14 protein-coding genes and 1 pseudogene are annotated in these 19,750 nt (G+C 69.3%); 8 read left to right on the top strand and 7 right to left on the bottom strand.

Features of this window, described 5'->3' with window-relative positions; all coding sequences use genetic code 11:
- Nucleotides 1-8: 8 nt before the first annotated feature.
- Entirely contained in the window at nucleotides 9-1,205 is a 1,197-nt protein-coding gene (locus tag GD1_RS07460) for an acyl-CoA dehydrogenase family protein (RefSeq protein ID WP_059036543.1), read from the bottom strand.
- A gap of 73 nt (nucleotides 1,206-1,278) precedes the next feature.
- On the opposite strand from GD1_RS07460, the gene GD1_RS07455 reads away from it, so the two are divergent.
- Together GD1_RS07455 and GD1_RS07450 are read left to right on the top strand one after the other, a co-directional pair.
- Entirely contained in the window at nucleotides 1,279-1,611 is a 333-nt protein-coding gene (locus tag GD1_RS07455; protein WP_059036542.1) for a TfoX/Sxy family protein, read from the top strand.
- Between the two features lie 12 nt (nucleotides 1,612-1,623).
- Nucleotides 1,624-4,170 (top strand): FUSC family protein, encoded by a 2,547-nt coding sequence (locus GD1_RS07450; RefSeq protein WP_059036541.1) that lies wholly within the window; start codon nucleotides 1,624-1,626, stop codon nucleotides 4,168-4,170.
- A 152-nt stretch (nucleotides 4,171-4,322) separates the two neighbouring features.
- On the opposite strand, the gene leuS is transcribed toward GD1_RS07450, so the two are convergent.
- Nucleotides 4,323-7,244: a leucine--tRNA ligase gene (gene leuS / locus GD1_RS07445; RefSeq protein ID WP_059036540.1), complete on the bottom strand. Its 2,922-nt coding sequence runs from the start codon at nucleotides 7,242-7,244 to the stop codon at nucleotides 4,323-4,325.
- 147 nt (nucleotides 7,245-7,391) lie between these two features.
- On the opposite strand from leuS, the gene GD1_RS07440 reads away from it, so the two are divergent.
- Nucleotides 7,392-7,922, top strand: a complete 531-nt coding sequence (locus GD1_RS07440; protein ID WP_059036539.1) for an SdpI family protein — start codon at nucleotides 7,392-7,394, stop codon at nucleotides 7,920-7,922.
- 10 nt (nucleotides 7,923-7,932) lie between these two features.
- Nucleotides 7,933-8,934: a bile acid:sodium symporter family protein gene (locus tag GD1_RS07435; RefSeq protein WP_059036538.1), complete on the top strand. Its 1,002-nt coding sequence runs from the start codon at nucleotides 7,933-7,935 to the stop codon at nucleotides 8,932-8,934.
- 201 nt (nucleotides 8,935-9,135) lie between these two features.
- Here the strand turns inward: GD1_RS07435 and GD1_RS25400 are convergent.
- The 3 genes and pseudogenes from GD1_RS25400 to GD1_RS07425 all read right to left on the bottom strand — a co-directional run.
- A pseudogene (locus GD1_RS25400) lies at nucleotides 9,136-9,453 on the bottom strand (DedA family protein); the annotation flags it as partial.
- A gap of 224 nt (nucleotides 9,454-9,677) precedes the next feature.
- Nucleotides 9,678-11,708: a CocE/NonD family hydrolase gene (locus GD1_RS07430; protein ID WP_059036537.1), complete on the bottom strand. Its 2,031-nt coding sequence runs from the start codon at nucleotides 11,706-11,708 to the stop codon at nucleotides 9,678-9,680.
- 131 nt (nucleotides 11,709-11,839) lie between these two features.
- Entirely contained in the window at nucleotides 11,840-12,493 is a 654-nt protein-coding gene (locus GD1_RS07425; RefSeq protein WP_059036536.1) for a YqgE/AlgH family protein, read from the bottom strand.
- Between the two features lie 41 nt (nucleotides 12,494-12,534).
- Here GD1_RS07425 and GD1_RS07420 point away from each other — a divergent pair, with 41 nt between their 5' ends.
- Nucleotides 12,535-13,905 carry an MFS transporter gene (locus tag GD1_RS07420; RefSeq protein ID WP_059036535.1) on the top strand — a complete coding sequence of 457 codons (1,371 nt, stop codon included), beginning with the start codon at nucleotides 12,535-12,537 and terminating at the stop codon, nucleotides 13,903-13,905.
- Here GD1_RS07420 and GD1_RS07415 read toward each other — a convergent pair.
- A complete protein-coding gene (locus tag GD1_RS07415; protein WP_059036534.1) occupies nucleotides 13,872-14,450 on the bottom strand; it encodes a hypothetical protein in 579 nt (192 codons plus the stop codon). The two genes, GD1_RS07420 and GD1_RS07415, sit on opposite strands and share 34 nt — an antisense overlap.
- A gap of 145 nt (nucleotides 14,451-14,595) precedes the next feature.
- Between GD1_RS07415 and GD1_RS07410 the strand changes: the two genes are divergently transcribed.
- Both GD1_RS07410 and GD1_RS07405 read left to right on the top strand, forming a co-directional pair.
- Nucleotides 14,596-15,690, top strand: a complete 1,095-nt coding sequence (locus GD1_RS07410; RefSeq protein WP_053777254.1) for an aminotransferase class V-fold PLP-dependent enzyme — start codon at nucleotides 14,596-14,598, stop codon at nucleotides 15,688-15,690.
- A gap of 179 nt (nucleotides 15,691-15,869) precedes the next feature.
- On the top strand, nucleotides 15,870-16,793 hold the full coding sequence (locus GD1_RS07405; RefSeq protein ID WP_244882578.1) for a diacylglycerol/lipid kinase family protein: 924 nt from the start codon (nucleotides 15,870-15,872) through the stop codon (nucleotides 16,791-16,793).
- 96 nt (nucleotides 16,794-16,889) lie between these two features.
- On the opposite strand, the gene GD1_RS07400 is transcribed toward GD1_RS07405, so the two are convergent.
- Nucleotides 16,890-18,359, bottom strand: coding sequence for a CCA tRNA nucleotidyltransferase (locus tag GD1_RS07400; protein ID WP_053777255.1), 1,470 nt, complete (start codon nucleotides 18,357-18,359; stop codon nucleotides 16,890-16,892).
- Nucleotides 18,360-18,508: 149 nt separating this feature from the next.
- Here GD1_RS07400 and GD1_RS24980 point away from each other — a divergent pair.
- Nucleotides 18,509-19,750, top strand: a 1,242-nt coding sequence (locus GD1_RS24980; protein ID WP_059036532.1) for an NUDIX hydrolase, incomplete at its 3' end; no start/stop codon positions are given.

Raw genomic sequence — 19,750 nt, 5'->3', positions numbered from 1 at the left:
GGTCGGCGCTACTTCAGATCGGTACTGGACTTGCCGAGGACCCGGCGCGCGATGATCAGCTGCTGGATCTGCTGAGTGCCCTCGAAGATGTCGAGGATCTTGGCGTCACGCGCCCACTTCTCCAGCAGCATGGTCTCCGAGAATGCCGCCGTCGCACCGATTTCCACGGCCTTGTTGGTGACCTCGGTGACCATGCGACCGGCCTTGGCCTTCGACATCGACGCCTGCAGCGAGTTGGGTTCGGCGTTGTCGGCCATCCAGGCCGCCCGCAAGGTGTGCAACCACGACGCCTCCCACTCGGATTCGAGCCGGATGAACTCGGCGACCGCCGCGTGCTGCCCGGCAGCCGGGGCGTCGTAGTCGATCTCGTGTCCGGCGGCCTCGATGATCTGCCGCAACTCCTCGAGGGCGGCCCGGCCCACGCCGACGGCCATCGCGGCGACCACCGGACGGGTGTTGTCGAAGGTCTGCATCACCCCGGCGAAGGCCTTCTTGGTGTCCACCTCGGGGGAGCCGAGCAGGTTGTCGGCGGGCACGCGGGCGTTCTCGAACCGGATCACGGCAGTGTCGGAGGCGCGGATCCCCAGCTTGTGCTCGAGCCGCACCACGGTCACACCGTCGGTGGTCATCGGGACGACGAAACTCTTGATCGCGGCCCGGCCGGCGGTCTTGTCCACCGTCGCCCAGACGACGACGTGGTCGGCGCGTGAACCCGCGGTGACGAAGATCTTCTCACCGTTGATCACATAGTCGTCACCGTCGCGGGTGGCCGTCGTCGACACCGCCGCGGAGTCCGATCCGAAGCTGGGTTCGGTGATCGCCATCGACGCCCAGACCTCACCGAACCGTTCGAGCTGTTCCGGGGTGGCCACCGCGGCGATCGCCGCATTGCCCAGGCCCTGGTTGGGGATGGACAGCATCAGCGCGACGTCGCCCCAGCCCATCTCGACGCCGTTGAGCACCGCGCGCATGTTGGGCCCGTTGACCACGTCGGAGTCGGTGGACGACGACCCGCCCTTGTCGGCGGCTCGGGCCTTGTCGCGCGCGGCGCGAGCGAGTTTGCCCAGGTCGTCGAGCTCCTTGGGGTACTCGTGCTCGGCACGGTCATAGGTGCGCGAGATGGGGCGGAAGATGTGCTCGGCTGCGAGGTGGGCTTGCTCGACCGCCGAATCGAACTTCTTCGGGAGCTCCAGGTTGATCGCCATGCCGGTTATCTTACTCAGAAGTAAGGTCGAGTCCACCACCACTCCCGACCGCGGGCACGCCTACTCTCGATGAGTGGCCTACGAAGAGGAACTCGCCTTTCGCATCCGTGCGCTGCTGGCGACCGAGTCCAACGTGGACGAGAAGCCCATGTTCGGCGGACTCGCGTTCCTGATCAACGGCAACATGGCCGTCACCGCGAGTTCCCGGGGCGGGCTGATGGTGCGCGTGCCGCCGGAACAGACCGAATCGCTGCTCGAGTTCCCGCACACCTCGCCGATGGAGATGTCCGGCCGCGAACTGCGCGGCTGGATCCGGGTGTCCGACGAGGGCGTCCGCACCGACCGGCAGTTGACCCGCTGGGTCACCCTCGGTTCCGATTTCGCCCGCAAACTCCCGGTCAAGTAGCCGCCGACCACAATGCCCAGCGCACCCGGCATGATCCCGGTGTCCGCTTCGCCGGATCCCGCACCCACCGTCACCCCGCGACTCGGCCTCGCCTTCTGGCGCACCGTGGTCGCCGCCGACCCGGGCCACGCCCGTCTGGTCAACGCGACCGCCGTGGCGTCGGCCGTCCTGATCGCGGTGGTGGTCGCCGCCATCACCCTGACCGCCCTGCACCAACCGCTCGACCTGCTCGTCATGGCCGGAATCCTGACCATGATGGGCACCGCCCAGGCCAAGGACGCCACCCCCCGGGCACGTGTCGTCACCGCGGCCATCCTGCCCTTCCCGGCGATGGTGGGCGCGACACTCGCCGTCACACTGTCGGGGCATCGGCCCGCCCAGATCGCCGCGTTCATCGTGGTGGCCGGCGTCGCGACCTGGCTGCGCCGATTCGGTATCCGCGGCGCCGGCGCCGGCATGGTCGCGTTCTACGGCTACTTCTTCCCGCTGCTGCTCAAGGTGCCGCTGCATGAGCTACCGCTGGTGCTGCTGGTCATCGCGATCTCGCTGGGCTCGGGTCTCGTCGTGCGCCTGGTCTTGCTGCGCCAACGACCCCGCCGGCAGATCGTGCTGCTCCTCGACGAGTTCCGGGCCGCGGTCGCGACCGCGGTCGACACCGCCCTCACCGCCCCGACCGACCCACACGGCGAGCACCAGGTACAGAACCTGATGAGCCGGCTGTCGGCGGTCGCGCTCGCCATCTCCGGCTGGCGGCGGCGGTTCGCCACCCACGACATCCTCGGCATCGACGACGCGGACCTCTCCCGTGCGGTGTTCGACGCCCAGGTCGCCGTCGAGCAGGCGATCCCGGTGGTGTGGGACCTCCGCCGACGTGGGGGCAATCCCGCCGACCTACCCGCGGTGACGGCCGCGATCGGGCGTCTGCGCCGCGAACTGGACGGCACCACGACCTCCGGCTCCGGCACGACTGCCACTCGCGCACCCGCTGTCGGGGTACCTGCTGTCGGGGTCCCCGCGGCCGAGGCGCTCGCGGCGGTGGATCTCTCTGTGTCCGTGCTGGGTGCTCCCGCCGTGGATTCTGCTGCGTCTGAACCTGCTGCGTCTGAACCTGCTGCGTCTGAACCTGCTGCATCTGCACCTGCTGCGTCGGATGCTCCGGCCGCCCGCGCGGCTCCTGCGTCATCCACCCGTACAGCGACCGGCCCCGGGACCGCTCGGGCGGCAGTCGGCTCGTTGACCGTCATCGTCCTGGACGCCACCACCGACGCCATGACACGACTCCGCGCGCTCGAGTCGTCACGGCCCACCGCCGATCCCGCACCACCGCCGCCCGCACCGACCACTCCTGTATCCACCGCCTCCCGGCCCACCGCCTCTGCATCCGTCGCCTCTGGGCCCACCGCAGCTGGGCCCACCACACCCGTACCCGAGCCGCGTCGCTCCTGGTTCGCGCGGCTGCGCGCCACCCGACCACCACACCTGTCCGACGTCGCACCGACCACCCGGATGGCGGTGCAGGTGATGGCCGCGACAGGGCTGGCCACCATCGCCGGGGAATGCATCTCCGCCTCGCGGTGGTACTGGGCGGTGCTCACCGCATTCGTCGTGTTCGTCGGCACCACGTCCCGGGCCGGCATCCTGACCCGCGCCTACAACCGCGTGCTCGGCACCGCCGGCGGTATCGCGGTGGGTGGCGGGGTGATGCTCGCGGTGAACCATCACGTCACCATCGAACTGATCCTCTGCGTGGTGTGCGTGTTCCTCGCGTTCTACTTCGGGCCATTGCACTACTGGGCGCTCGTCGGACTCATCACCGTCATGCTGGCCTCGCTCTACGACCTGCTCGGCATCCTGGACCTCCGACTGCTCGAAGAGCGGATCGAGGAGACCCTCGTCGGCGCGGTGATCGGCGTGGTGTGTGCCTATCTGCTGTTCTCGGCCAACTCGCGCAGCGTCCTCACCGGCAAGGTCGACGCCTACCTCGCCGCGCTCGGCGATCTGGTCACCACCGCCACCGACCACATGGCCGCACCCAGCGATGCCGGCACCGAATCGAGCTCGGCCACTGCCGATCTCACCGCAGCCAGCCATGCACTCGATGTGGCCACCGCGGGCGTCGACAGCGCCGTGGACGCCATGTCGCTGGCCTTTGCCGCCGGACCCACGTCGACAATCGCCCACCGCGACCTGCTCGTCATGACGCAGACGACCCGGTGCGCCCACCAGCTCGCCGAATCCGTGATCGCCCTGTGCACCAGCGATTCTGGCTACCCCTCCGACGCCGACGGGCCGTTCACCGGCGACGACGCGGCGGCACTCCGGCACGCCGTCGACCGCGTCCGGTCCGACATCGACGCGATCAGCCCTGCGCTGCACGATGTCCGGCATGTCGACGGCGACGTCCGGCGCGTCCCCGACACCGTCGTCGTCCGCCTCGTCACCGAGCTCGACCTACAGCCGGGAACCCGACGCACCGCCGCGATTCTGGCACTCTCCCGCCTGCGCTGCGCACTCCTGCAACTTCCCGGCGTGGATTCCGACACCGGCCACCGGGATTGATCGGTTCGGTCATCGGAATCTAGTTCCCGGTCAACGCAATCGGGTGCCCAGTGAACGGGGTCGGACGCACGGTCAACGAGATCGGGGGCCCGGTCAACGCAATCGGGTGCCCGATCGGTGTGATCGGGCGCCCGATGGACGTCAGGGGTGGATCAGGGGACCACGTTGACCATGCGGCCGGGAACCACGATCACCTTGCGGGGCTCACCGTCGAGCAGCGCGACGATCTTCTCGTCGGCCAGCGCGGCGGCCCGCAGGGTCGCCTCGTCGGCATCGGGTGAGACCCGGATCCGGCTGCGCACCTTACCCTTCACCTGCACCGGGATCTCGATGGACTCCTCCACCAGCCACTTGTCCTCGGCGGCCGGGAACGGTCCGTGCACCAGCAGATCCGTGTGGCCCAGACGATTCCACAGCTCCTCGGCGATGTGCGGGGCCAGCGGCGCGAGCATGGTGACCAGCTGTTCCACCACATCGCGTGGGGCACCGGACTTCTCGAAGTTCTTGGTCAGGTGGTTGGTCAGCTTGATCAACGCCGCGACGGCCACGTTGTTGCGCAGCTCGGCGAAGTCCTCACGGACCTGGGCGATGGTCTTGTGCAGCAGACGCAGGGTCTCGTCGTCGGCGTCGACGTCGGCGACCCGCACGGCGCCGGTCTCCTCGTCCACCACCAGACGCCACACCCGCTGCAGGAACCGCTGCAGACCCACGACATCCTTTGTCGCCCAAGGGCGCGACTGATCCAGCGGGCCCATGTACATCTCGTACAGGCGCAGGGTGTCGGCGCCGTAGTCGGCGGCGATGTCGTCGGGGGTCACCGAGTTCTTCAGCGACTTGCCCATCTTGCCGTACTCCTGGTTGACCTCGGCACCGTCGTAGAAGAAGGTGCCGTCGGTCTCGGTCACCTCGTCGGCGGGCACGTAGATGCCGCGCGCGTCGGTGTAGGCGTACGCCTGGATCATGCCCTGGTTGAACAGCTTTCGATACGGCTCACTGCTGGTGACGTAGCCGAGGTCGAAGAGCACCTTGTGCCAGAACCGCGAGTACAGCAGGTGCAGCACGGCATGCTCCACACCACCGATGTAGAGGTCCAGGCCACCCGGATCGTTCGGGCCGTGCAGCTGCGGCCGCGGACCCATCCAGTAGGCCTCGTTCTCCTTGGCGCAGAACTCCTCGGAGTTGGTCGGGTCGATGTAGCGCAGCTGATACCAGGAGCTGCCGGCCCACTGCGGCATCACGTTGGTGTCGCGGGTGTAGGTCTGCAGGCCGTCACCCAGATCGAGCTCGACGGTGACCCATTCGGTGGCCTTGGCCAGCGGCGGGCTCGGCTCGCTGGCGGAGTCGTCCGGGTCGAAGGACACCGGTGCGTAGTCGTCGACCTCCGGGAGCTCCACCGGCAGCATCGATTCCGGCAGCGCATGCGCATTGCCGTCGGCGTCGTAGACGATCGGGAAGGGCTCGCCCCAGTACCGCTGACGGGCGAACAGCCAGTCGCGCAGCTTGTACTGGATGGTGCCGGAGCCGGTGCCGTCGGCCTCGAGCCGCTCGATCATCGCGGCCTTGGCCTCGTCGACCCGGAGTCCGTCGAGGAAACCGGAGTTGACCAGCGGTCCGTCACCCACATAGGCCTCGTCGACGACACCCTGATCCGACCCGATCACCTCGATGATCGGCAGACCGAAGACGGTGGCGAACTCGTGGTCGCGGCCGTCGTGGGCGGGCACGGCCATGATCGCGCCGGTGCCGTAGCCCATCAGCACGTAGTCGGCGATGAACACCGGGACCTGGCGTCCGTCAACCGGATTGGTGGCGAAGGTACCGGTGAACACACCGGTCTTCTCCTTGTTCTCCTGCCGCTCGAGATCGGACTTGGCGGCGATCGACGCACGGTAGTCGGCGATCGCGGTGGCCGGGGTGGCACCGCCACCGGTCCACCGGGTGTCGGTGCCGGCGGGCCACTCGGCCGCGGTGAGCGCATCGACCAGCGGGTGCTCGGGGGACAGCACCATGTAGGTGGCACCGAACAGCGTGTCGGGGCGGGTGGTGAACACCTCGATCACCGCCTCGGCGCCGTCCGCGGCCGCGATCCCCGGCACCGGGAAGCGCACCTGCGCACCCCGCGAACGGCCGATCCAGTTGCGCTGCATGGTCTTGACCTTGTCCGGCCAGTCCAGCAGGTCGAGATCGTCGAGCAGGCGATCGGAGTAGGCGGTGATCCGCATCATCCACTGCCGCAGGTGCTTACGGAAGACCGGGAAGTTGCCGCGATCGGACCGGCCGTCGGCGGTGACCTCCTCGTTGGCCAGCACGGTACCCAGACCGGGACACCAGTTGACCAGCGAATCACTCTGGTAGACAAGGCGGTACGAGTCGACGACGGCGGTCCGGTCGGCGGGCGAGAGATCGGCCCACACGCGGCCGTCGTCGAGGGCGCGGGTACCGGCGTCGAACTCGGCGACCAGCTCGGAGATGCGGCGTGCCCTGCCCTGCTCGGCGTCGTAGAAGGCGTTGTAGATCTGCAGGAAGATCCACTGCGTCCACCGGTAGAACTCGACGTCGGTGGTGGCCACCCGGCGGCGCTCGTCGTGGCCGAGGCCCAGGCGGCGGATCTGCGCGAGGTAGCGCTCGATGTTGGCCTCGGTGGTGGTGCGCGGGTGGGTGCCGGTCTGCACCGCGTACTGCTCGGCGGGCAGGCCGAAGGAGTCGAAGCCCATCGTGTGCAGCACGTTCTTGCCGGTCATCCGCTGGTAGCGGGCGAACACGTCGCTGGCGATGAAGCCCAGCGGATGCCCGACGTGCAGGCCGGCGCCCGACGGGTACGGGAACATGTCCTGCACGAACACCTTGTCGGCGGCCTCGGGGCCCGAGCCGTCGAAGGCCGACATGTCACCGGCCAGCGGACCGACCGGGTTGGGTGCCTCGTAGGCGTGGCGCTCGGTCCACTGCTGCTGCCAGCGGCCTTCGATCTCACCGGCCAGGGTCGCGGTGTACCGGTGCGGATTCGCCGTGCCGCCGTCGCCACCGGAGGCGGTGGGTGCGGCGGTGTTGGTGCTCGAGGTATCGGCGCTAGTCACCCCACCAGCGTAAATGAGCACCCGAACGCCGCCGACGCGGTGGGGGCGCCACGGGACCCGGTTTCGCCGGATCCGATTTCGGGGGAATCCGGTTTCCCCACGTCGGCCGGTTTCCCCGAGTCGCCGCGGTGATCGTATGGTGGTCTGGTGAGTGTTGTGTCCATTGTCGTCGCCGTCTGCGTGTTCGCCCTCGCCCTGGTGTGGGTGGTGGTAGGCGTCGCCGGGCTGCGCGGCACCCTGCGACGCAACCGGTGGCTCGGTGTCCGCTCCACCGAGACCCTGCAATCCGATGAGGCCTTCGCCGCGGCCAACCGTGTCGCCGCACCCGGCACCCTCGGTGCCGCCGTGATCCTGATCGGCGGGGGACTGCTGACCCTCGGCGTCGGCAGCGGCTGGTCGGTCCTGTTCGGGCTCGGTGCCCTGGTCGCCGCACTGGTGATCGTCGGCATGGTCAGCGGTGTCGCCGTGCGATCGGTGCGCTGGATGCTGACCGAGCACGACGCCGCGGGCTGTTCCTGCTGTTCCGGTGGCGACGCGCATGCCGCCGACGGCCATGCCGTACAGCCGGCCGCCGCGAGCACCGGGGCCGCCGCGAACGCCGACGCCTGCGGTGAGTCGAGCTGTGGCGCGTGCACCCTGCGCGACGCCTGCAGCCGCGACACCGCCGTCCAGGCCTGATCCCCGGCCCGTGCGTGGTCTGCTGAGTCGATCCCCGGTCGACGGATTCGTCCTCTCCATCCTCGCCGCGGTCGTCGTCGCCGCGTTCTTCCCCGCCCGGGGGACCGTCGCCGACGTCCTCGACTGGGTGGTCGTGGTGGCCATCGGCTTCCTGTTCTTCCTCTACGGCGCCCGGCTGCATCCCCGTCAGGCGCTCGAGGGCCTGACCCATTGGCGTCTGCACCTGCTGATCCTGGCGTTCACGTTCGTGGTGTTCCCGCTGGTCGGGCTGGCATTGCAGCCGGTCCTGCGGCCGCTGATCGGCCACGATCTGGCGATCGGTGTGCTCTACCTGTGCCTGGTGCCGTCGACGGTGCAGTCGTCGATCGCGTTCACCTCGATCGCCCGCGGCAACGTGCCCGGTGCCATCGTCAGCGCATCCGCGTCGAACCTGCTCGGGGTGGTGCTGACACCGTTGATGGTGGTGCTGCTGATGAGCAACACCAACGGGGTGCACATCACCGGCAGTTCCATCCTGAAGATCCTGCTCGAGATCCTGGTGCCGTTCATCGTCGGCCAGCTGTGCCGGCCGCTGGTCGAGGGATTCTTCCAGCGATTCGCCGAACCCACCAAGCTGGTCGACCGCGGCTCCATCGTGCTCGTCGTCTACGTCGCGTTCAGCGAAGGCGTCCGCAACGGCATCTGGTCGATCGTCGACGCCTGGCAGGTGATCGCGATGACGGTGATCGCCACCCTGCTGGTGGTGGTGATGCTGTGGCTGACCGGCTGGTTGCCGCGGCGGCTCGGCTTCGCCCGCGAGGATGCGATCGCCATCCAGTTCTGCGGGACCAAGAAGAGTCTGGCCACGGGGCTGCCGATGGCGACGGTGCTGTTCTCCGGCTCAGTGGTCGGGCTGATCGTTCTGCCGCTGATGATCTTCCACCAGGTCCAGCTGATCATCTGCTCGTGGCTCGCGAGTCGGTATGGCCGCGAGGCCGACGCCGCCGCGGCCGCCGGCGAACCCCTGCGCTGACGACGACGTGTCGACCGGGGTCTCCACCACCACCCGATGGCGTGATCGGTAGGCCTTGACCAGTGAATACGCCAGCACCACGGCGACCATGCCGATCACCGCGTACAGCAGGATGGTGGCGCCCAGCACCGCACCGGCGAAGTACCCGGCCAGCAGGACCGTGGTGGCCCAGCTGACCACGCCGATCACATCGGCCACCCCGAACCGGACGAACCGCATCCGCGACATCCCGGCCACCCGCGGCACCAGCGTCCGGACGTAGCCCACCCAGCGCCCGGTGCTGACGACGATCATCCCGGACGAGTCGAGCCGCTGCTGCACCTGCTCCCAGCGGTGCTCACCGAACTTCTGGCCGAGCGCAGAATCCTTGAGCCGATGCCCGCCGACCCGTCCGAACCAGTACCCGGTGATATCGCCGGCCACCGCACACACGCACACCGCCACGATCAGCAATCCGACGTTGGCCGGGCCCACCGCCGCGGCCACACCGGCGGCGAGCAGCACCGCCTCACTCGGCATGATCAAACCGGCGATCAGCACCGCGGTCTCGGAGTACACCACCGCGCAAGCGATCAGGTACACCGCCCACACCGGCACCGACCGGATGAGCTCGATGAGCCAGTCAGCCAACGCGGTCACACCCCGAGAGTAAACCGATCAGAGGAACATGCCCGAATCCGTCTCATCGCCGTCGTCCGCGGTCCTGACCGGCACTGCACCACGCGACGACCGGCAACGGTGACTCACATCGGCGTGGACAGGGGCAGGTTCACGAAGCTGGGCCGGTTCGGGTCGAGCTGGATGTGCTCGGGACGCAGCTGCGACTCGTTGAGCAACGGGCGCAGCGGCAACCCGCGCGGCAGGTTCATCGCGAACACGTCCACACGCAGTCGGTGCCCGGCACGGATGAGCGCCTCGGTGGGCAGCAGCCCGATGTCGACGGACACCGCCTTGCCGGGTGTCACCGGCTGCCGGGAAGCGAGGGTGAGCTCGTAGAACGGGTCGATCACGTCACCGTTGGGGGCGAACTGCGAGCGGCTGCGGTCGTAGGCGCGCAACGACGCCATCACCTGGCCGGAGCTGATCACCTTGGACGTCCCGTCGGGTGCGACGTCGTTGAGGGTGGCCGTCCAGTAGCCGTCGGTCGCGTCCATCACCGCGTTGACGCGTACGGACGAATAGCCGCTCACGCTGCGTGTGGTCGGCACCGGGGCACTGGTGAAGCTCAGTGCGTTGCGCTCGGAGATCCGCGCGTCGTCGGCACAGAACCCGAACACCGCCGTGGCCCCGGCGGTCTGCTGGGCGGAGTCACGAGAACACACGGTGAGCACGCCCGGGGAGATGGTCATCCGGCCCCGCGACGACGGCACCGCGGTGGTGAGGCTGCCGTCGGCGACGGCATGCGGTGCGGTACCGCTGCGCTTGTCGCCCAGGTAGAGGCGCTGACGGGTCATTCCGGCGCGGGGGAACTGCTGTGCGGTGATCCACGGGTCACCGACCTGCTTCAGGTTGACCGGCCCGTACTCGTCGATGCCGTTGTGGACGCCCTTGAGCCAGCGATCGAACCACGCCTTCTGCAGCACGTCCAGGCGCGGCGGGGTACCCGGCCGACCCTGTCCGCCGCCGATGGTCAGGTGGTAGCCGTCGCCCATGATCAGCTGCTTCTTTCCCGGCGGCAACGGGATGCCGTTGTACATCTTGACCTCGCTGTTGGTGAACAGATCGAACCATCCGCCGTAGATGAAGGTGGGGGTGGTGATCCGTTCGGCGTGCGCCTGCCACGCCTCGCGGGGAGCGGTGCCGTTCGCCAGCAGGTCACCGAGCTCCGGCGGGATGGACCGCACGTCGGGGGTGAGCAGCGCCGCGAACAGCTGTGGATAGAAGGTCAGCGGATCGGAGATGCGGTCGGCCAGCCACTTCCAGTCGAAGGTGCCGTTCAGCATGGACGCCACGTTCGGGATCATCTTGCTGGTGTTGATCAGGGTCAGCCACATCGGCAGGAAGCCCACGCCGAGCGCGCCACCGGGGGCGACGATGTCGCGGATCAGATCCCCACCGGGCTCCACCGGGAAGATCGCCTTGAGTGCGGGTGGACGCTTGTTGGCGGCCTGGATCTGGTTGATCGCCGAATAGGAGACACCGGCCATGCCGACGTTGCCGTCGGACCAGCGCTGGTGTGCCGCCCAGTCGATCACCTCGACGGTGTCCTGCTGCTCACGCTGCTGGAAGACATCCCACCTGCCCTGCGAGAACCCGGTGCCGCGGACGTCGACGACCACCATCGTGTAGCCGCTGCGGACGAGGTCGTAGTCGACGGCGAAGGTGCGGGCACCGCCGTCGTGCAAGGTCTGGGCGATGTCGGTGATGCCGTCGATCGGGGTGCCGTGCAGATCGATCGCCCCGGTGATCTGCTGCAGGAAGGGTTCGAGTACCGGATGCTGCAGCGCCGCGGCGCCCACCGCGCTGACCAGCTTGGTGTAGGGGGTCATGTTCACGATCACCGGGGTCTTGCCGGTTATCGGACGCTGCGCGGCATTCGCCGGCCGGTAGACATTGGCCCGCAGGACCGTGCCGTCGCTCATCCGGATCGGGACATCCCAGGTGATGGCGACCCCGGCGTTCGGCTGCGGTCCGTCGTGGGATGCCAGCCAGCGCTGGGCAGCGGCCCCGCCGTCGGGCGTGGACGCCATCGCCGCTCCCGGCCCCGCGACCAGTGTCATGATCACGGCCGTCACCGATGCCATCACGACGCCCAGCGCACCCCGAACCCGCATCCCATGACCCCCGAACTGAGACGATTTCGCAGAACGATATCAGTCGGGTGTGACACCGATCACCGATGTCCGAAAGGTGGGGTTCAGGTCATCACACCGGACAGGGCATGCCGGGGGCAGCCGCAGCCGGGTCAGTTCACCGACGTGTCCAGGGGGCGGGTGGCCAGCAACGACAGCGGCCAGGGCTGGCGGCGCAGCACCTCCGACCACAGGTCGGCGGCGGGCGGGGCGAGAACGTCACGGGCCAAGGCCGAGCCCAGCACCCAGCTGTCCTGGTCCATCTCGGCGTCGAGCTGCCCGATACCCCACCCGGCATATCCCGCGAAGATCCGGATTCCTTCCAGGACGGTCTCCAGCTGTTCCGGGTCGGCGTCGAGGTCGACCAGCGCCACCCGTCCGGCGACCGGCCGGATCGCCTCGAAACCGGTGATGTCGGCACCCGGTTTGATCACACCCAGGCACAGCGCGGAATCCTGCTTGACCGGACCGCCGACGAACAGTGCGCGCGGGGAGGCGGCGAGATCGGTCCACGCCGGCATCACGTTGTGCACCGCCGTCTGGCTCATCCGGTTGATCACCACACCGAGACTGCCCGCATCGTTGTGCTCGATCACATAGATCACCGTGCGCGCGAAGGTCGGCTCGAGCAGATCGGCCGAGGAGATCAGGAGTGCGCCTGCCCGAACACGATTCGCCGATTCGATGTCCCGGGCCGCGTCTGCTGTCCCACCGGGCAGATCAGGGGTCGGATCGTCCGCGTCGTCACCACCGTCCACAGGATTCATTGTGGCATGTCCCGCCGGGCGACGATCGGTAATATGGTCCGGTGACATCAGGCAGGACTCATGGCGTGTCCTCCTTCCATACCTTCGCCGCGTCGTTGCGTCATTCGCCGGGCCTCGGCCGGCTGCTGGCGGTTCGCCTGATCAGCCAGTTCACCGACGGCGTCTTCCAGGCCGCCCTGCTCGGCGGTGTCCTGTTCAATCCCGAACGCCACGCCGACCCGCTCGCCGCGGCGCTCGGGTTCGCGGTGCTCCTGCTGCCGTATTCGATCATCGGGCCGTTCGCCGGTGCCCTCCTCGACCACTGGGACCGACGCATGGTGCTGCTGTGGGCCAACGTGGTGCGGGCCGCGATGATCGCGGTGGTGGCCGTGGTGATCGCCGCGGGCAGTCCCGACGTCGTCGTCCTGACGAGCGCACTGCTGGTGACCGGGGCCAGCCGGTTCGTCGCGTCCGGGTTGTCGGCGGCGTTGCCACATGTCACCCATCGCGACGTGATCGTCGGCACCAACGCGCTGTTCACCACCCTCGGCGGCGCGATGCTGTCGGTGGGCGCGGGTGTGGCCCTGCTCGTCCGGATGATGGTCGGCGACGACAACGTCGGCAGCGCGGAGACCGCGATGGTCGGCGTGCTCGCCGCGCTGCTCGCCGCCGCGGTGGCCCGACGCTTCCCACCCCGGCAACTCGGACCGGACGAGCCCGACGACGCCGGGCATTCGGCCGTCCACGCGGTGGCCGTCGGCTTCCTGCACGGTATCCGCGCGGTGGTGCACTGGCGCTCGGCCGCGGCCGCGTTGTCGGCGATCGGTTTCCATCGCCTCGTCTTCGGGCTCAACACCCTCACCCTGTTCGTCTTCGCACGGCAGGCCGGTCAGGGTGACGGTCTCGGCCGGATCGCGCTGGTCCTCGGCTGCGTGGGCGCCGGTGCCTTCCTCGCCGCCATCACCACCCCGATCGCGGTGGCCCGGATCGGTCGGCGGGCCACGTTGATGTCGGCGCTCGCCCTCGGTGCACTCGCACAGCTGGCGCTGCTGTCGTTCTCGATGACGGTGTTCTGTGTGGTGGCCGTCGTGATCGGCCTGGTCGGCCAGACCGCCAAACTCTGCGGCGACGCCGCGATGCAGGTGGACGTCGACGACACCGTCCGCGGACAGGTGTTCTCCGTGCAGGACGCCGTGTTCAACGTCGCCTATGTGGTGGCGATGATCCTCACCGCGCTGGTCATCCCCGCCGACGGGCGGTCGGTGGTGCTGGTGCTGGTCGGCGTGGTGATCTACCTGCTCGGCGTGCTCGCGGTGCGGTGGATCCATCCCGTGCACCTGCCGATCCCGACCGACCCCGAACCGGATACGGCATCGGTCGGCGACGCACCCGGCGGACCTCATCGGCCGAACCCCGGCGCCGACGCGTCGTAGGTGGTGTCGGCGACGCCATCGGCATCGGTGTCGATCAGTACGCGGTCGGGGTCACCGTCTCCGTCCTCGTCGACGTAGAGCCGACGACCCCCGAGTTCACCCGCACTTGGCGCGACGTCGACGATCTCGATGTCGGGGGAGCCGTCGCCGTCGAGGTCGTGTGTCTGCACACGCGTGGCACCCGGCGGTCCTGGCTCCGCGGGCGCATCCGTCCCGGTCGGCGGGTCGGTCCGGGTGTGCGGTGCCGGTGTCGCGGACCCGCCGGTCTCCGCCGGCCGCCCCACCGCGATCCCCCAGATCCCCGTCCCCCGATCCCGATAGAACGCATCGGGTTCTCCGTCGTCGTCGGTGTCGAGGGCGGCGACGTCGGCGATCCCGTCGCCATCGGTGTCCCACATCAGATCGTCGATGCGACCGTCACCGTCGAAGTCCAGCCGCACCGCCTCCGCGATACCGTCGGCGTCCGGATCGGCGTCGGCGGGGCTGTGCCAGGCGGTCGGGTCACCGTCGCCGGTGCCGAACACGTACTCGATGACCGGATCCATGAGTCTTGGACGCAGCGGGGACCTCCGCGGTTCCCCCCGACCTCCACGGTTCCCCGGACCTTCGCCACCCCGATCTTCACCACCCCCGACCTTCACCACCTCCGACCTTCACCGGCACGGATGGCACACGGTAGGTTCAGAAACCATGTACGTCAGCGTTCTCGGCGAACACTTCCACCGGGCGCGACTCAACCCTGCGATGACACACCTGGATTCGGCGTCGGCCGGCCGGTCGTCGAATGCGGTGATCGGCACCATCTCGGCACATCTGTGGCGGGAGGCCGAACGCGGATCGTATGTGGCGGCCGACGACCGTGCCGACGAACTCGCCCGCGACACCCGCGACCTGGCGTCGCTGATCGGGCACACCGCCGACGAGATCACCTTCCGGGAGAGTGCCCGCGCCGCGCTGCGCGCGCTGCTGACCGGCTGGAGTCTGCCGGTGTCGTCGACGGTGTGGGTCGCCAAGAACGAGTTCGGCCCCAACCTCGTCGAATTCGACCGCCGGGGCTACTCCGTGCGCCCGCTGCCCGACGGGGACGTGTACGGGCACGTCGACGTCGACGCACTGGAGAACATGCTGCAGTTCGAGCAGCCCGACTTCATCCACATCTGCCACGTCGGCTCGATGTCCGGGGTGGTGCAACCGGTGCCGCGGATCGTCGAGGTGGCCCATGCCGCGCGGGTCCCGGTGGTGGTCGACATGGCGCAGTCGGTGGGGCATGTCCCGACCGTCACCGGCGCGGACGTGGTGTACGGCACCAGCCGCAAATGGCTCACCGGGCCGCGCGGTGTGGGTTTCCTCGCGGTGCGACGCGACTCCCTGCGCTCGGTGGACATCGACAGTTCCGAGGCATTCCTGGCCGGACGGCTCGGGCTGGGTGTGGCCGTCGCCGAACTGCAGCAGGTCGGCCAGCAGCGTGTGTACCGCGAGCTCGCAGCCATCGGCCGGGCCACCCGTGAGCGCCTCGACGGGATCGGCAGCTGGGAGATCCTCGAGCCGGCCGACGAACCATCGGCCCTGGTGACGCTGGGTCCGCCACCGGGATGGCAGAGTTCCGACGTCCACGCCGCACGGGATCGGCTGTTCGAGGAGGTGGGGATCCTGGTGACCGCCGCCGACTCCTGGCGCGCACCGCTCGCCGGTGACCAGACCGTGCTGCGGATCAGTGGGCATCTCGACGTGCAGCGCGAAGACCTCGACCGGCTGGCCGACGCATTGCGCACCATGGGCTACTGAGATCGAGGGTGTCGGGGGCGGGGTCCGCGGGCTCGATGCCGCGTCGGATTCCGGTCGATCCGGACACCCTCGGCCACACTGTCCAAACCGACAATTCGGCTCGTTGACGATACTGCGGGTGTGGCACACTCTAGCGAACCGCCATCACCGACCCCGGGACCCTGCAGGCGCCAATGACCGTGAGCACCACCCCTGTCGATCACGTGACCGTGATCGCCAATCCGCATTCGCGCCAGGGCGCCGGCCGGCGGATCGCCCACCGGGCCGTGGGGGCGCTCCGCAGCCTCGGTGTCGGCCACGAACTCGTGCTGACCGCCGATGCCGCACATGTCCTCGAGGCCGCCGGGACCGCCGCCCGCGGTGGGACCGGTGCACTCGCGGCGTGCGGCGGTGACGGAACACTGCGGCTCGTCCTCGAGGGATCGTTCGGATCGGGTACCCCGATCGGGGTGATCCCGGCCGGACACGGCAACGACCTCGCCCGCCACCTCGACATCCCGATCGACGACCCCGACGCGGCCGTCGCCGTCATCGTGGCCGGGCACCGGCGCACCGTCGACCTCGGTCGCGTGACCTTCCCGGACGGCACGTCCAGCCTGTTCGCGTCGGTGGCGGCGACGGGCTTCGACGCGCTGGTGGCCGCCAAGTCGCTGCGGATGAGCTGGCCCCGCGGGCAGTTCCGGTTCCCGATCGCCACGCTCCGCTCGATGAACGTCCTCGACTCTCGGCACTACTACGTGCGCGTCGACGAAGAGCATTCCGAGCACGACCTGATGTTCGCGACCATCGGCAACGCCAACAGCTACGGGGCGGGGATGCGGGTGACCCCGGACGCGTCGATGGAGGACGGGATGCTCGACGTGACCCTGGCCGGTCCGCCGCGACGATTCGCCCGGCTCACCATGGCCCGCAATCTGCCGCGCATGTATTCGGGACGACACATCGAGCATTCGCGGGTCACGACCCTGCGCGGACGTGAGGTGGAGTTGTACTGCGATCCGCCTGCGCCGGTGAGCGTGGACGGGGACGTGGTGGGACACCTGCCCGCGGTGTTCGAGATCGTGCCCGCCGCGGTGGAGATGCTCACCCACCCGGACGACTGAGTCATCGCCCGGATCGAGCCGGCCGCAAGCCCCGACCTCGATCCTCGGCGAAGCCGACCTCAGGCCTCCCGGCGACGCATGCCGCTCGCGCCCGGCTCAGCCCTGCTGCTCGGCCCACCAGACGCGCAGCGCCTCCTCGGCCTCGTCACGGCTCAGTGGCCCCCGGTCGAGACGCAGTTCCTTGAGGAATCGCCATGCCTGTCCGACCGCGGGTCCGGGCGGGAGTCCGAGCAGCTCCATGATCGCGTTGCCGTCGAGGTCCGGTCGCACCCGGTCGAGGTCCTCGGCGGCCTGCAGGGCGGCGATCCGCTGTTCGAGATCGTCATAGTTCTCCTGCAGCCGGCGCGCACGGCGACGGTTGCGGGTGGTGCAGTCGGCGCGGACCAGTTTGTTCAGGCGGTCCAGCAGCGGTCCGGCGTCGGTGACGTAGCGCCGCACCGCCGAGTCGGTCCAGGCGCCGTCGCCGTAACCGTGGAACCGCAGGTGCAGGAACACCAGTGTCGCCACGTCCTCGACGATCGCCTTGGGATACTTCAGCGCCCGCATCCGCTTGCGGACCATCTTGGCGCCGACCACCTCGTGGTGATGGAAACTGACCCCACCGTTCGGCTCGTGTCGGCGCGTGTCGGGTTTGCCGATGTCGTGCAGCAGCGCCGCCCACCGGAGCACGAGGTCGGGGTCGCCGTCCTCGAGGTCCATCGCCTGCCGGAGCACGGTCAGCGAATGCTGGTAGACGTCCTTGTGCTGGTGGTGCTCGTCGATGGTCAGGCGCATACCCGGGACCTCGGGGAGGATCCGGTCGGCCAGGCCGGTGTCGACCATCAGCTCGATCGCCTCGATCGGATGCTCGCCGGTGATCAGCTTGTCGAGTTCGGCGTGGACCCGCTCGGCGGTGATCCGCTCGATCTCGACGGCCATGTCGGTGATCGCCTGTGACACCCGCGGGGCGACGGTGAAGCCCAGCTGGGAGACGAAGCGCACGGCGCGCAGCATGCGCAGCGGGTCGTCGTCGAAGGACTCCTGCGGGGTGGCGGGGGTGTCGATGATCCCGGCCAGTGCCGCCGACATCCCGTCCAGCGGATCGTGAAAACCCTCGGCGCCGTCGCGGCCGATCCGGACGGCCATCGCGTTGATGGTGAAGTCGCGGCGGACCAGGTCGTCGTCGATCGACTCACCGAAGGTCACCACCGGATTGCGACCGACCCGGTCGTACTTGTCGGCGCGGTAGGTGGTGATCTCCAGGATCAGATCACCCTTGCGGGCGCTGACCGTGCCGAACTCGATGCCGGCATCCCAGAGTGCCTCGGCCCAGCCGGACAGAAGCCCTTGTACCTGCTCAGGGCGTGCGTCGGTGGTGAAGTCGAGGTCGGTGCCGAGGCGGCCCAGCACGGCGTCGCGTACCGATCCGCCGACGAGGTAGAGCTCGTGTCCGGCGTCGGCGAACAGCACGCCCAGCGGTTGCAGGATGTCCGACATCCCGCGCAGCGTCACCGCTGCCGCGGCCAGCAGCCGCGTCCGGCGCTCGTCGGTGTCCCCGGTCGGCACGCCCCCGGTTCGGTCTGTCACGGCACGTCAGCCTACCGGCGTGCCCGGTCCCGACCGAATCGCCCGACGGCGCGGCGGGTGCACAGCCGATGGTGGCGGGACACGCGGGGCCACCCGGCAGCAGCACCATGCGGGCAAACAGCAGGTGACCAGCCGCTAGCATCGAAGACGTGTCCACCGATTCCTCCACCGACCCCGCTGACGTCACCGGTGACGTCCGCTCCGGTGGATACGCCGCCGATCACGGCGGTGGACGCACCCCAGAACTCGCCGGCCGGGCATCCGGCGCCGACGATCCGCGCGGCACCGCTGGTCAGGGACGTCGACGTTCCCGGCGGGGCCGCCGGCGGCGCCGCAACCCCGACTCCCGCTCCGACGCCGACACCGGTCCGCGCGCCGAGGGGCCGGGAGCGGCCACCGCGCCGGCCGGCGCCCCGTCCGGTGACCCCAAGCCGGGCGGCCACAAACCGTCCAATGCCAAGACCGGCAATCTCAAGGGCGGGAAGTCCGGGACGCCCAAACCCGGTGGTCACAAGCCTGGCACTCCCAAACCCTCTGCCGTCAAACCCTCTGCGGTCAAACCCTCTGCCGTCAAACCCGGACCCACCAAGAACGGTGCGGGAAAGAACGGATCCGGCAAGGGCGGTGTGCGGGTCACCCCGCCGAAGCCGTCCGACATGGCGGTGATGACCGCCAAGATCACGCGCACCGGCCTGTCCCAGGACACGGCCACGCCACTGGCCCCCAAGCCGCCGGCCCGCGGTCGGCGGCGCGGTGCCCGCATGACCCCCGACCGGGTGGTCCCGGAGCGGACCGAACGGTTGCGCACGGTGCGGGAGACGTCCGCGGGCGGTCTGGTGATCTCCGATCTGGAACTGCCGGTGGACGAGTTGGCGGCGGCACTGATCGGACGCGTGGATCGGCGGGGCCGGATGATGTGGTCGCTGCCGAAGGGCCACATCGAGACCGGGGAGACCGCCGAACAGACCGCGGTGCGCGAGGTAGCCGAGGAGACCGGGATCGAGGGGACCGTCGTCGCCCCGCTCGGCAAGATCGACTACTGGTTCGTCAGCGAGGGCCGGCGGATCCACAAGACCGTGCATCACTATCTGCTGCGCAGCACCGGCGGAGAGCTGTCCGACGCCGACTACGAGGTCAGCGAGGTGGCGTGGGTGCCGTTGCACGAGCTGCCCCGCCGGCTGACGTACTCTGACGAGCGGCGACTGGCCCGGATGGCCCGCGGTGTGATCGCCGACCTGGCCGCCGACCCCCAACGGCTGGCGCAGTCGGAGGCGGAGAGCAGTCGCACAGAACCCAACGCCTATGAACGAGCCGCAGCCGCACGCAATCAGCGCCGCAACGAGCCGCCACCCCCGGTGCGGCCTCGGCGGCGCCGGCGGCGTCCCCGTCGG

The organism is Gordonia desulfuricans NBRC 100010 (genome assembly GCF_001485495.1).
Lineage (GTDB): Bacteria > Actinomycetota > Actinomycetes > Mycobacteriales > Mycobacteriaceae > Gordonia > Gordonia desulfuricans.
Note: the sequence above shows the minus strand (reverse complement) of the source record. Positions and strands in the feature narration are given on the sequence as shown.

What these genes read in the sequence shown, in the direction of transcription:
- GD1_RS07460 (WP_059036543.1), bottom strand. Translation starts at nt 1,205, where the DNA reads ATGGCGATCAACCTGGAGCTCCCGAAGAAGTTCGATTCGGCGGTCGAG.
- GD1_RS07450 (WP_059036541.1), top strand. Translation starts at nt 1,624, where the DNA reads ATGCCCAGCGCACCCGGCATGATCCCGGTGTCCGCTTCGCCGGATCCC.
- GD1_RS07430 (WP_059036537.1), bottom strand. Translation starts at nt 11,708, where the DNA reads ATGCGGGTTCGGGGTGCGCTGGGCGTCGTGATGGCATCGGTGACGGCC.
- GD1_RS07425 (WP_059036536.1), bottom strand. Translation starts at nt 12,493, where the DNA reads ATGAATCCTGTGGACGGTGGTGACGACGCGGACGATCCGACCCCTGAT.
- GD1_RS07415 (WP_059036534.1), bottom strand. Translation starts at nt 14,450, where the DNA reads ATGGATCCGGTCATCGAGTACGTGTTCGGCACCGGCGACGGTGACCCG.
- GD1_RS07410 (WP_053777254.1), top strand. Translation starts at nt 14,596, where the DNA reads ATGTACGTCAGCGTTCTCGGCGAACACTTCCACCGGGCGCGACTCAAC.